Raw genomic sequence first — 13,065 nt, 5'->3', positions numbered from 1 at the left:
TCGAAAAGCAGTTCGACCCGAGAGACCCGTGTTAACCAACGGCACGGATTTTGTCATTCCCGACCGCCCTACGGTGATTTCCCGATTTCTGAATCGGCCGAACCGGTTGCCGTGATTGGAGAGTAGATAAAGATTTATATAGAAGCACAATCATAGTCGCTCTTGTACTATGAGTCAGCGCATGCAAGGTCAGCCGATGATCGTAATGTCCGAGGATTCCCAGCGAGTCAAGGACAAGGACGCGCAGGAACACAACATCACCGCGGCGCGAGCGGTTGCGGACGCGGTACGCTCCACACTCGGCCCGAAAGGGATGGACAAGATGCTCGTCGATTCGATGGGCGACGTCACCATCACGAACGACGGCGTGACCATCCTCAAGGAGATGGACATCGACAACCCGACGGCCGAGATGATCATCGAAGTCGCCGAAACCCAAGAGGACGAAGCGGGTGACGGCACGACGACGGCCGTGGCGGTCACGGGCGAGCTTCTCAAGAACGCACAAGACCTTCTCGAACAGGACATCCACCCGACGGCGGTCATCAAAGGATTCCACCTCGCGAGCGAGAAAGCGCGCGAGGAAATCGACAACATCGCGGACGAAGTCGATACCGACGACGAGGACCTCCTTCGCAAAGTCGCCGAAACCAGCATGACCGGCAAAGGTGCCGAACTCAACAAGGAAGTCCTGAGCCAGATCATCGTCGACGCGGTTCAGGCCGTCACCGTCGAGGACACCGTCGACCTCGAATACGTCAACATTGAGACGCAGACCGGCCGCTCCGCCGGCGAGTCCGAACTGCTCGAAGGCGCGGTCATCGACAAGGACCCCGTCCACGACAACATGCCGACCTCCGTCGAGGACGCGAAGGTCCTCCTCCTCAACGAGGCCGTCGAAGTCGAGGAGACCGACGTCGACACCGAGATTTCCATCAACGACCCCGACCAACTCAAGAACTTCCTCGACCGCGAGGAAGCACAGCTGAAGGAGAAGGTCGAGCAGATCAAGGACACCGGCGCGAACGTCGTCTTCTGCCAGAAGGGCATCGACGACCTCGCACAGCACTACCTCGCCAAGGAAGGCATCCTCGCCGTCCGCCGCGCGAAGAAGAGCGACATCAAGTTCCTCCGCGAGGTCCTCAACACGACCATCGTCTCGGACCTCGACAGCGCGAGCGAGGACGACGTCGCCGAGGGTAGCGTCACCCGCGACGAGAGCGACGAACTGTTCTACGTCTCGGGCGGCGACGACGCACACGGCGTCACGCTCCTCCTCCGCGGTTCCACCGACCACGTGGTCGACGAACTCGAACGCGGTATCACGGACGCGCTCGACGTCGTGGCCCAGACCGTCAGTGACGGCCGAATCGTCTCCGGTGGCGGTGCCATCGAAGTCGAACTCGCCTCCCGACTCCGCGACTACTCCGACAGCGTCGAAGGCCGCGAACAGTTGGCCGTCGAGGCGTTCGCTGACTCCCTCGAACTCGTCCCGCGCGTTCTCGCCGAGAACGCCGGACTGGACTCCATCGACACGCTCGTCGACCTCCGCGCGGAACACGAGGACGGCGAGAAGCGCGCTGGCCTGAACGTCTTCAGCGGTGACGTCGAAGACACCTTCGAGGCCGGCATCGTCGAGCCCGCACACGCCAAGGAGCAGGCACTCTCCAGTGCCACCGAGGCCGCGAACCTCGTCCTCAAAATAGACGACATCATCTCCGCCGGCGACCTGTCCACCGACAAGGGTGGCGACGAAGGCGGCGCACCCGGCGGTATGGGTGGCATGGGCGGTATGGGCGGCATGGGCGGCGCAATGTAAATTCGGGAGCAACCTGACTCCCACGCCCACCTCGACGAATCGTTGTCTGGCTAATTCACGAAGTTTTTTCGAGGACTCGTACCTGATAGCTGTTCGTTTTCAGTACAATCAATGGTTCTATCAGGTCATTTCGAGAATCGTGCCAGAACCGCTATTTTCAGGCCGTGAGGATTCGAAAGTACCGTGTCTACCCCGAAAGACAACGCGGACGAGTGCGAGATACAATCACGCAAGTTCGGTCGCCGCCGTCTCCTCACGGCGGGTGCCGGGGCCGCCCTGACCGCAGTCACGGTCCCAGCCCTCAGTAGCACCGCAGTTGCCCACTTCCCGCGGAAACTCGACATCGACGTACGGCCGGGAAGCGACGCGAACGAAATCGACCTCGGTAGCCGAGGCGTCGTCCGCGTCGCCGTCCTCCAAACCGACGCGTTCGACCCGACCAGTGAGGCGGTCCGGTATCGGTTCGGCGCTCCGGATGCCGTCGCGGACGGCGGTGGAGCGTGCCCGATTCACGACGGGCACGTCGAAGACGTGGATGGGGACGGAAACGACGACGTGGTGCTCCACTTTTCCGTTGCGGACGCCGGATTCGACGGCGACGAGACGGACGCCGAACTCCGCTGGGAACGGGACGACGCCGGCGAACACGGGGTTTCCGGCCGGGATTCCGTACAAATCGTGGGTCGTGGCGACGAACACGGTGGAGAAGACGACTCGATGGACGGAAGCGGGAACGAAAGTGAGCACGATAGCGGAAGCGAACACGGCGAAGGGCAACACCAGCACGGAAGCATGGGGAAAGACAAAAATGGGTGCTGACGGGGGTCGTACCTAGAGGAACCCACATCTCGTCGTATCGGTTTTCGGCCGTCTTTCGTTGGCCTCGTCGGAAAAATCGCCGTTAATCGGATTTGAACCGATTTCTTGGACGCAAGTCGAGGAGTGTCTCCTTTACCGGATACGACTGCCAACGGTGGCACAAGAGTGGATACCAATCCAACTGTCGTAAAGAGCAACTTTCCGTATGCTTCGTGGTGATATATATCCAAAATCGCCGTACTCGACGGTGGAAGCGGACCGAAATCAGTAAGAGATGGAACTAAGTGGGAACCGCGTATCCCTCCGACTATGGAGACACTCCTGCTCAATCAGGATGCGGTCGACGAAAACACACAGATGCCCGAACTCATTCGGGCCATCGAGGACGCCTTCGCGGCGTACGCAACCGGGAGCGCACAGATGCCCGCGAAATCGTACATCGACCTGCCGCAGTACAACGGCGACTTCCGGTCGATGCCCGCCTACCTCGACGCCGAGGACTGGGACGCGGCCGGAATCAAGTGGGTCAACGTTCACCCCGACAACCCCGAGTCGTTCGATCTGCCGACGGTCATGGGGACGATGATTTACAGCGACCCCGAGACGGCGTTCCCGCTCGCCATCATGGACGGGACGGAACTCACGATGAAACGCACGGGCGCGGCCGCCGCCGTGGCGACGGACCACCTCGCCGTCGAGGACGCGACGAGCATGGGTCTGGTCGGCGCCGGCGTCCAGTCCTACACGCAACTCGAAGCCATCTCGAAGATTCGCCCCATCGAGGACGTCGTCATTAGCGACTTGGACGACGAAGCGGTCGCGGAGTTCGTCGACTACTTCAGCGACGAATTCGACGTCCGCTCGGGGTCCATCGCGGAAGCGGCCTCCTGTGACATCCTCTCGACCGTGACGCCCGTCGAGACGCCCATCGTCTCCGCCGATGCCGTCGGCGACCACACCCACATCAACGCGATGGGTGCCGACGCGGAGGGCAAACACGAACTCGCGGACGAACTCCTGTTGAACGCGAAACTCGTCATCGACGACCACGCCCAGACCACCCACTCGGGCGAAATCAACGTCCCGTACAACGAGGGTACGCTCACGGACGACGACATCCACGGCGACATCGGCGACATCGTCATCGGCGAACTGGACGGGCGCACCGAGGACGACGGCGTGACCGTCTTCGACAGCACCGGATTGGCGATTCAGGACGTCGCGGCCGCCCACGTCGTCTACGAGCACGCGAACGAGAACGACAACGGCTACCCGTTCAACCTCCTCGGCCAGTAAACCGCGACTCGAAACGGACGTTCGTTTTTACGTGACGACGCTCACCGAGATTACTCCTCTTCTCCAATCGGTGCGCGCTCGGCGAGTTCGTCGGTCAGTTTCGAGATGACCCAGATGATAATCAAGAACGGCAAGAGTGGAACCAACAGGACGAGCAGTCCCAGGAACATGGCAAAGCCGATGGTGTTCATCTCGCTATCCGAGTGGCCACGGGAAGGCGGCGTGACGGTTCGAAGAATCTTCGTGACGGGGTGGTCCCCCGAATTCCCCTGACTCATGTGGAAACGGGCAACGGGCTAAATCATAAGCGTTCGCACAGCACGACCGCTTTGCGAGTTCGGTTCGGATTGGTTACGACGGTTCCATTGGGTCCGGTACGCGACTCACCCGTCGGTGAGTTGGTTGGCCCGGACGATGATGTACAGCAGAACGATACCGGACCCGACGGCGAGGATGAGCTGTGTCAGGAACGTGAAGATGAGTTCGAAGAGGGAAGCCAACCCGAGGATTTCGAACAGGGTGGTTTGCAGGAGTATCGGGATGAACGCGACCACGCCGACGGCCGCGACGAGCTTCGCGAGCGGGAGCGCTTCGTACAGTATTTGTGTCGTATCGAGTTCCTCCTCGGGAGCGGTGAAAAACGGTCTATCGGATGGCATACCCTCACGGTGAAAATTACTACGCAATGAATCTTGTGTGGTCGTCCGAGTAGCGTGACGGAAACGAGCGAACGCCGTCAGCCTTCTAAATGAATGGCCGGGCGCATCGGGGTGGCGTGTCGCGCCTTGTCCTCCGGGTCGGGCACGTCCTCGCCCTCGCGGTACACCTCGACGTCGGCCTCGAACTCGCGTTCGAAGAAGTCGCGAGCGTCCTCGTACACCTCGACTTCGTTCAGTTCGGACAGCACCGAGACTTGGTCGTCGGGACGTTCGCGCACGTCTTCGACGAGTTTCTGGACGAGTCGGTTCACCTCGTCCCCCTTCTCGCGCAGTTCCTCGTCCTGCATGACCTCGCCCATCACCGCGCCGACGTTCGGGCCGGTATCGACGACTGCCGAGAGCACCTTCCGTTTCCAGTCGGCGGCGACGTACACCCGAATCGTCTCGGGGTCGGCCTCCGTTACGTTCACGATGTCACGGACGTCGTCGGTCAACCCTTCGACCAGCGATTCCTCGATTTCCGTGACGGTGCTCTCGAAGTCGGCGTTCACGTCCGGCCATTCGGCCTCGTCTATCGGCTTTCCGGTCAGGCGCTCGTTGAGTTCCGTCGCCATGAACGGGACGAACGGAGCCAGCAGGCGCAGGCGGGCGTTCAGCACGGTTCGGAGCGTCCAGCGCGCGCCCGGTCGGTCCGTGTCGGTGCGTTTGCGGTACCACTTCAGATGTTCCTCGAAGCCGTAGAAGGCGGCCTGACTGGCCGAGCGCGTCTCGAACCGGTCCATCGCGTCGGTGACCTCTCGAACCGTCGCCTGCAGTTTCGACAGCAACCAGCGGTCGATGCGTTGCAGGTCGCGCCCTCCCTCCGGCGCGTCTCGCGGTTCGTCACCGTCTTCTTGCGGGGGTTGCCCGCTCGAATGGTCCGCGGAACTGTGTTCCGCGCCACTCGACCGTTCCGAGGCGCGTGGCGCCTCGCCGTCGATGAGATCGTTCGCGCGGTTCCAGAACCGTCGCAGTTGGTTCCCCGTGCTCTCGACCTGTTCGCTCCGCCAGTCGTAATCCTGCCACGGTTCCGCGCTGTTCATCAGGAAGAAGCGCACGGTGTCCGCGCCGTACTTTTCGATGGCGTGCTCGGGCAGGACGACGTGGCCCTTCGAGGAGGACATCTTCTTGCCCTCCAGCAGTCCCATGCCCATCACGGTGATGCCCCGCGGCCAGTTCGCCGGGTCGAACAACTCGGCGTGGTGGAACAGGAAGAACGTCAGGTGGTTGCTGACCAAGTCGTTCCCGGAACAGCGATAATCGACCGGATACCAGTAGTCCCACTCCTCGCGCAGCGAGAGCGCGGTTTCGTTCGGTTCTTCGACTGTCTCGCTCGCTCGCGGTTCACCACCGCGAGCGTTTTCCGAGGCGCGTTGCGCCTCGCTTCCGTAAAACAACGTGTCGAAGAACGCCTTGTCCATCTCCTCCACTGGCACGTCCGAGATGCGGTGGGCGATGGTGTAGTAGGACATGTAGATGGTCGAGTCCGACAGCGGTTCGATGACGAAGTCGTCGTCCCACGGCAGGCGCGTGCCCAGACCGTAGTTGCGGATGCAGGGCCATTCGTTCAACCAGTCGATGGTGTGGTCGTACTGCTCGCGGGTGTTCTCCGGAATCGCGTCCAATTCGGCGACCGCTTCGTGGGCCTTCGCCTTCCACTCCTCGTCGTTGTAACACAGGAACCACGTGTCCTGTTCCGCGACTTCGACGGCCCCGCCGCAGCGACAGACGACTTCCTCGCTGAACTCGTGCATCGTGCCGAACGACCCCTGCCCCTGAAACTCGGCCTTCAGGTCGTCGCGCACGTCCTCCACGATTTCCCCGGCGTAGTCGCCGTACATCTCGCGCAGTTTCCCGCTGTGGAACTCGCGGTTGTACACCTCCTGCGTGGCATCCTCCAGCGCCGGGTCCGAGGAGTCCTCGATACCGTGTTCCGCCACGGCGTCCTTCGCCGGGAACTCGCCGTAGCCCTCCACGTCGATGATGGCCTTCGGTTCGATTGCGGAGACTTCGGCGGGGTCGATGCCGTACTCTTCCATCCGGGCATCGTCGGCGTCTCGCGGTTCATCACCGCTCGATTTATCCGCGGTCCGTCGCGCCGCGCTCTTTGCTTCTCGCAGAGCAACCCAGTCGTCGGGACTGTGGGCCGGGACGGACATGACGACGCCCGTGGCGTTGTCCGCGTCCACGAAGTTCGCGGGCAGGACCAGCACCTCGTCACCCGTGACGGGATTCGTGACGTGCTCGCCGACCAGTCGCTCGCCGGTGAAGCGGCCGTGGACCTCGACATCGTGTGCCTGCAGTTCCAGTTTCTCCGCCGCGGACTCCGAGACGAGCCACGTTTCGCCGTCGACGTCGGCCTCGACGTACTCCGCGTCGGGGTCGATGTAGGCGTTCGTGACGCCGTGGACCGTCTCGGGGCGCAACGTTGCCATCGGGACGGTGACTTCTGAATCGTCAGAGGCCCAATCGAACTTCACGAGCGTGTACTCCTGAAACTCGGCTTCCTCGCCTTCTAACAGGTCGTGGGTCGTGACCGGGTTCCCCTCGTTCGTACAGTATTTGACGGGGTGCAGGCCCTTCTCCAGCAGGCCGCGCTCCTTCAGCGTCTCGTACTGCCACGTGATGAACTTCGAATAGCGCTCGTCGTTCGTCGTGAACTCGCGCCGCCAGTCGATGGACAGGCCCAACGACTGCATGTTCTTCTTGTAACTGTCCTCGATGAAGTGCCGGGCGAACCCCATCGGCGTCTCCATCCCGGCCAAATCCTCGTCGGAGACGTTGTAGGTGTCCTGCAGCACCGACATCTGCTTCGGTTCGCGGTTTTTCAGGCGCTCCACCGCGCCGACGATGGGCGTCCCGGTGACGTGCCACGCGATGGGGAACAGCACGTTGTCCCCCTGCAGACGACGGTAGCGCGCCCACACGTCGGGGACGGTGTAGGTCCGAGCGTGTCCGATGTGCATGCCACCGCTCGGATACGGATACGGTACCGTGACGAAGGTGGCCTCTTCGCGCGGGCCGTGCCCGCTCGAACGGTTCGCGGGGCTTTGCTCCGCGCTATCTTCATCGGACGGGTCGACCTCGTACAGTCCCTCTTCGGCCCATCGAGACTGCCACTTCGACTCGATTCTCCGCGGGTCGTAGTCGCTCATGTCCTCCCGGAGGCGTGCGACGGTAAAAGAGGTGTTCACATGACAGGTTCGCAGAACCGCTGGGAAGGGACACGACGGCGCTGCCAGATGACAACGTATAGAAGTCGGACGGTACAAATGGTTAACAACCCGGATTCTCGCATGAACACACGACAGTTCGACCATACGGAAATCGAGCACCGCTGGCAGGAGGCGTGGAACGACGCCGACGTCTTCCACATCCCGGACGATGCGTCCGACCCGATGTACGTTCTCGGGATGTTTCCCTATCCCTCCGGTCAACTGCACATGGGTCACGTCCGAAATTACACGATAACGGACGCCTACGCCCGTTACAAGCGCATGGACGGCGAGAGCGTCCTTCACCCGATGGGCTGGGACTCGTTCGGCCTCCCCGCCGAGAACGCGGCCATCGAACGCGACACGAACCCGCGCGACTGGACGCTCTCGTGTATCGACACGATGCGCGAGCAGATGGAGGGGATGGGCTTCGGCTACGACTGGGAGCGCGAGGTGACGACGTGCAAACCCGATTACTATCGGTGGAACCAGTGGCTGTTCACCCAACTCCGCGAGGAAGGGCTCGTCGAGCGGGAGGCCGCCGAAGTCAACTGGTGTCCGTCGTGCGAGACGGTGCTCGCCGACGAGCAGGTCGAAGGGGACGCGGAACTCTGCTGGCGCTGTGACACCCCCGTCGAACAGCGCGAACTCGACCAGTGGTTCCTGAAGATAACCGAGTACGCGGACGAACTCCTCGACGACTTGGACGAACTCGACGGCTGGCCGTCCAACGTCCGGCAGATGCAGCGGAACTGGATCGGCCGCCAGCACGGTTCCACCGTCGAATTCGACATCGGAGAGTACGGCCCCGTCGAGGTGTTCACCACCCGTCTGGACACCATCTTCGGCGTCACGTTCTTCGCGCTCGCCCCCGGCCACCCCATCGCCGAGGAACTGGCCGCCGAGGACGACGACATCGCACACTTCGTGAACGAGGTCGCCGACCCCGAGGGCGACGAACCGCAAGGGGTTCCCACCGACCTGACCGCGACGAACCCCGCGACGGGCGAGGAAATCCCGGTGTTCGTCGCCGACTTCGTCCTCTCGGACGTGGGAACGGGCGCGCTGATGGGCGTTCCGGGCCACGACTCCCGCGACCACGCCTTCGCGAAATCGATGGACGTGGACATCGTTCCCGTCGTCGCGCCGAGCGAGGACGACGTGCCGGACGTGAGCGAAGCGGCCTACACCGAGGACGGCGTCCTCGTCAACAGCGACGGCTACGACGGCCTCGACAGCGACGACGCCCGCGAGCGGTTGGAGGACGACATCGAGAGCGCCGCCCACGACGTGCAGTTCCGTCTCCGCGACTGGGGAATCTCCCGACAGCGATACTGGGGGACGCCCATCCCCATCATCCACTGCGAGGACTGTGGCCCCGTCAGCATCCCCGACGAGGAACTGCCGGTCGAGTTACCCGAGTTCATCAACACCACCGGCAATCCGCTGGACGCCGCCGAGGAGTGGAAACGCGTCGAATGCCCCGACTGCGGTGCCGACGCGCGGCGCGAGACGGATACCATGGACACGTTCATGGACTCGTCGTGGTACTTCCTGCGGTACGTCTCGCCGCACCTCGACGACGCCCCGTTCGACACCGAACGGGCGAACGACTGGATGCCGGTGGACCGGTACGTCGGCGGTATCGAGCACGCCCTCTTGCACCTGCTGTACGCGCGGTTCGTGACGAAGGCCATCGCGGACATGGACCTGCTCGACCATCGCGAACCGTTCACCAACTTGGTCACACAGGGGATGGTGCTCCTCGACGGCGAGAAGATGTCGAAGAGTAAGGGCAACGTCGTCTCGCCACAGCGCATCACCGAGGAGTACGGAGCGGACACGGCGCGCCTGTTCACGATGCAGGCCGCACAACCTGAGAAGGACTTCGATTGGACCGAGGAGGGGGTCAAATCGAGCCACGAGTTCCTCCAGCGACTCGCCGGGGCGGCCGAATCGGTCGTCGAATCGTCGTTCGACGGTGACCACGACGAAATGGCGGAGTACGTCGAGCGCGAAATCGACGCCACCGCCGCCATCGCGAGCGAGGAGTTCGAGTCGCTGACGTTCAACGGTGCGCTCCGCGAGACGCGGGAGCTGACCTCGTTGCTCACACGCTACCTCGAGGAGACGGAACCGCACGGGCCGACGGTCGAGCGCGGCCTTCGAACCGTCGTCAAACTGTTGGCACCCGTCACCCCGCACATCTGCGAGGAACTGTGGAGCGACCTCGGCGGCGACGGCTTCGTCGTCGAGGCCGAATGGCCGGAACCGATGTCCGACCCCGCCGAACTCGAACTCGCCCGGCAGTTGGTCGAGAACACGCAGGAGGACGTCCGTCACATCGTTACCATCGCGGACATCGACGATCCGGAGCGCATCGACATCGTCGTCGCCGCGCCGTGGCAGTTCCGGGCGCTCGAATTGGCCCGCGAATCCGACGCCGACAACGTCATCGGTGAAATCATGCAGGAAGACGAGATACGGAAGCAGGGCGACGACGCCGCGAAGTACGGACAGGAGTTACAGCAGGACCGGCAGTCGCTTCCGGAAACGCTCTCGCCGGAACGGGAGCGAACGGCGCTTCGGCGGGCGAACTGGCTGTTCCAGCGCGAGTTCGACGCCGACGTTCGTCTGCTGGCGGCGGACGAAGCCGACGACGACGTGGCGTCGAAGGCCCGTCCGGGTCGGCCCGCGATACATATCGACTGAGAGAACAGTCTACCGACTGCAACGTTTTTAGGCACCCACTCCGTCGGCCAGCTCGTGGGCGAGTTCGCCGAAACCGTACGCGACTACATCCGCGACACGCTCGCCGAGCGACTGCCACGCTTCGACTGGGAAACCGAGCACCGAATCGAACGAACCCCCGTCGATGTCGTCGGACGCACGAACGACCACTTCGTCGCCGTCGAATTGGAGTGGCGCAGGGCCGACCCCGTGAACAACACGGCGAAACTGTTCTATTCGATTCGGGTGATTTAGAGGGATATGACGGAGTTTCGGTCGTACAGGTGTTCACGGGCTACTACGAGTTGGCTTCGGGCGGCGTTTCCTCGAAGCGAGAGATAGCGGAGTTCGTGGGGAACGTCACCGCCGACTCGTTCGAACACGTCTCGTTTTCCCCAGTGACGTTCGGACTCGAACCGCCGAAGCGGGGCGGTGAGTGGCCCGATGGATGGGAAACCGTCGCGGACGAAACGGTGCGGGAAATCGTCGGAGAAGTTCGCGGAGACACACTGCAAGCCACGGAGAAGTAACGCGGTCGGCAGTGGGTTTCCGTTCAGCGTCCGGCGATGATGGCGTCCGCTCGCAAGGGAATCGGCGAGCGACGAAAATAGACGAACGAAAATTCGGCGGTCGCTACAGCGCGGCGAGTTCGCCGTCCAGCATCTCCTGGAGGACTTCCCGAGCGTGACCGTCGGGGTTCACGCCGGGGTAGACGGCTTGCACCGTGCTGTCCGCGACAACGAACGTCGTTCGCGGTGTGAAACCGTCCTCGACTTCGATACCGAAGGCGTCCGCGATTTCCTCGTCGGGGTCGGCCAACAGGTCGAATTCGAGGTCGAACTTCTCGGCGAACGCCTGGTGGCTCTCGACATCGTCGGTGGAGACGCCGTACACCGTCACGCCCGCGTCGTGGTACGTCTCCAGTTCGGTGTTGAACTGCTTCGCCTCGACGGTGCATCCCGGCGTGTCGTCTCGCGGGTAAAAGTACACGACCGTCGATTCCTCGAAGGACGGGGACACCGTCTCGCCGTGTTGGTTCTGCGCGGTCACGTCGGGCGCGTCGTCGCCTGCATCGATCGTCATACACGCCGATTACCGGCGAAGAGACAAGCCGTTTGTGGTCCCGGAACTAGTTGACCTCGATGTCGTGTGCATCGTCGCCGTCGCTCGCTTTCGGGAGCGTCACGGTCAACACGCCGTTTCGGTATTCCGCCGAAACGCCCGACTCGTCGACTGCTTCCGGAAGGGTCAGCGTTCGGCTCATCGACTGCTGGCGACGTTCGCGGCGGAGATAATCTTCGTTACCCTCCTCGGTTTCGGCCCGGCTCTCGGCCGAGATTCGCAGGCGGTCCCCTCGAAGCGAGATGTCGATGTCGTCCTTCTCGAACCCCGGAAGGTCGGCAGTGACGACGATTTCGTCGTCGTGGTCTGCAACGTCGATCGACATACCGCCGGGCTGCCAACCCATTCCTCGTGAGCCGAACTGGTCGCCCATGTCCTCGAACTGGCGGCCCATTCGTTCGAACAGTTCCTCGATTTCGTCGAAAGGATTTCGTCGTCCGGCCATTGTATCGCCTCATCGGACGTTCGACGCGCTACCGCTTAAAAATTCACGCCGGGAGACGCCACCTCAGCCTCAGCCGTCGAGGACGTGCTGGGTGTCGTACGAGCCGAGCCGGTTCACCCAGCCGTTTTCGGCGAGCGCTTCGACTTCTTCGAGGGCTTCCTCGGCACGCTCCTCGTACAGTCCTGCCTCGAAATCGAGGTGGAACACGTAGTCGCCGAGCCGTTCGCCGCTCGGGCGCGACTCGACGCGGGTGAGGTTGATGGCGCGGTCCGCGAACGGTTCGAGGAGCGAGAGTAGGAGTCCGGGATAGTTCGCGCCGGGATAGACGACCAACGACGATTTGCCGCCCGCACTCGAACGTTCGGCGGCGGGCGCGAGGACGAAGAATCGGGTCGCGTTCGAGGTTCGCTCTTGGATGTCCTCGGCGAGGATTTCCAACCCCTCCGCGTTGTCGGGGTGTGCGATTGCCGCCACGGACGGATCGGTTCGGGCCTGTTCGACGCCGCGAGCGGTACTCGTCACCGCCTCGCGTTTCGCGTCGGGGTACTCGGCTTCGAGGTACGACCGGCACTGGGCGAGCGCCTGTGCGTGGCTGGCGACGGTATCGAACTCCGCGCGCTGTGCCATCAGGGCGTGTCGAATCGGCGTGACGAGTTCGCGGACCACCGCGACGTCGTTGTCGGCGAGCGCGTCCAACGTGGCCGTGACGCTCCCCTCGATGCTGTTTTCGATGGGGACGACGCCGCGATGGAAATCGCCGTCGGCGACGGCTTCGACGATGCCGGTGACGGACTCACGAAACTCGACTTCGTCCGCGACTGCGCTCGCGGCCCGGTGTGAGTACGTGCCGGCCGGTCCGAGGGTAACTGCTTGCATGCCGGGGGATTTCGGGTGGGAGGCAAAAAGCCCGTCGGGGACGGT

12 protein-coding genes are annotated in these 13,065 nt (G+C 62.9%); 6 read left to right on the top strand and 6 right to left on the bottom strand.

The annotated features are described in order from the left end of the window. The first annotated feature begins 169 nt into the window (after nucleotides 1–169). From thsB to AC1XDK_RS05955, 3 genes are all read left to right on the top strand, one after another. Nucleotides 170–1,819 carry a thermosome subunit beta gene (gene thsB, locus AC1XDK_RS05965; RefSeq protein ID WP_483348871.1) on the top strand — a complete coding sequence of 550 codons (1,650 nt, stop codon included), beginning with the start codon at nucleotides 170–172 and terminating at the stop codon, nucleotides 1,817–1,819. Nucleotides 1,820–2,002: 183 nt separating this feature from the next. Then, a complete protein-coding gene (locus tag AC1XDK_RS05960; RefSeq protein WP_483348870.1) occupies nucleotides 2,003–2,638 on the top strand; it encodes a hypothetical protein in 636 nt (211 codons plus the stop codon). A 309-nt stretch (nucleotides 2,639–2,947) separates the two neighbouring features. Beyond that, nucleotides 2,948–3,934 carry an ornithine cyclodeaminase family protein gene (locus AC1XDK_RS05955; protein ID WP_483348869.1) on the top strand — a complete coding sequence of 329 codons (987 nt, stop codon included), beginning with the start codon at nucleotides 2,948–2,950 and terminating at the stop codon, nucleotides 3,932–3,934. A gap of 50 nt (nucleotides 3,935–3,984) precedes the next feature. On the opposite strand, the gene AC1XDK_RS05950 is transcribed toward AC1XDK_RS05955, so the two are convergent. The 3 genes from AC1XDK_RS05950 to leuS (AC1XDK_RS05940) form a co-directional block, all read right to left on the bottom strand. After that, the gene (locus AC1XDK_RS05950; protein ID WP_483348868.1) at nucleotides 3,985–4,212 is read right to left on the bottom strand and encodes a DUF7535 family protein; all 228 of its coding nucleotides are present in this window, start codon (nucleotides 4,210–4,212) and stop codon (nucleotides 3,985–3,987) included. A 105-nt stretch (nucleotides 4,213–4,317) separates the two neighbouring features. Beyond that, nucleotides 4,318–4,593, bottom strand: coding sequence for a hypothetical protein (locus AC1XDK_RS05945; protein WP_483348867.1), 276 nt, complete (start codon nucleotides 4,591–4,593; stop codon nucleotides 4,318–4,320). Between the two features lie 77 nt (nucleotides 4,594–4,670). Beyond that, nucleotides 4,671–7,787, bottom strand: a complete 3,117-nt coding sequence (gene leuS / locus AC1XDK_RS05940; RefSeq protein ID WP_483348866.1) for a leucine--tRNA ligase — start codon at nucleotides 7,785–7,787, stop codon at nucleotides 4,671–4,673. A gap of 141 nt (nucleotides 7,788–7,928) precedes the next feature. Between leuS (AC1XDK_RS05940) and leuS (AC1XDK_RS05935) the strand changes: the two genes are divergently transcribed. The 3 genes from leuS (AC1XDK_RS05935) to AC1XDK_RS05925 are packed head-to-tail and all read left to right on the top strand — an operon-like array spanning nucleotide 7,929 to nucleotide 11,107. Beyond that, the gene (gene leuS / locus AC1XDK_RS05935; RefSeq protein ID WP_483348865.1) at nucleotides 7,929–10,559 is read left to right on the top strand and encodes a leucine--tRNA ligase; all 2,631 of its coding nucleotides are present in this window, start codon (nucleotides 7,929–7,931) and stop codon (nucleotides 10,557–10,559) included. Between the two features lie 54 nt (nucleotides 10,560–10,613). Further along, nucleotides 10,614–10,832 carry a hypothetical protein gene (locus tag AC1XDK_RS05930; RefSeq protein WP_483348863.1) on the top strand — a complete coding sequence of 73 codons (219 nt, stop codon included), beginning with the start codon at nucleotides 10,614–10,616 and terminating at the stop codon, nucleotides 10,830–10,832. Between the two features lie 29 nt (nucleotides 10,833–10,861). Further along, nucleotides 10,862–11,107 (top strand): hypothetical protein, encoded by a 246-nt coding sequence (locus AC1XDK_RS05925; protein WP_483348862.1) that lies wholly within the window; start codon nucleotides 10,862–10,864, stop codon nucleotides 11,105–11,107. Between the two features lie 103 nt (nucleotides 11,108–11,210). Here AC1XDK_RS05925 and AC1XDK_RS05920 read toward each other — a convergent pair whose 3' ends face one another. The 3 genes from AC1XDK_RS05920 to pheA all read right to left on the bottom strand — a co-directional run bounded on the left by AC1XDK_RS05920 (nucleotide 11,211) and on the right by pheA (nucleotide 13,020). Further along, nucleotides 11,211–11,660, bottom strand: coding sequence for a peroxiredoxin (locus AC1XDK_RS05920; protein WP_483348861.1), 450 nt, complete (start codon nucleotides 11,658–11,660; stop codon nucleotides 11,211–11,213). 46 nt (nucleotides 11,661–11,706) lie between these two features. Continuing rightward, nucleotides 11,707–12,144: an Hsp20/alpha crystallin family protein gene (locus AC1XDK_RS05915; protein ID WP_483348860.1), complete on the bottom strand. Its 438-nt coding sequence runs from the start codon at nucleotides 12,142–12,144 to the stop codon at nucleotides 11,707–11,709. A 69-nt stretch (nucleotides 12,145–12,213) separates the two neighbouring features. Beyond that, nucleotides 12,214–13,020: a prephenate dehydratase gene (pheA, locus tag AC1XDK_RS05910; RefSeq protein WP_483348859.1), complete on the bottom strand. Its 807-nt coding sequence runs from the start codon at nucleotides 13,018–13,020 to the stop codon at nucleotides 12,214–12,216. Nucleotides 13,021–13,065 lie beyond the last annotated feature (45 nt).

It is taken from the genome of Haladaptatus sp. HS23 (assembly GCF_056892285.1).
Note: the sequence above shows the minus strand (reverse complement) of the source record. Positions and strands in the feature narration are given on the sequence as shown.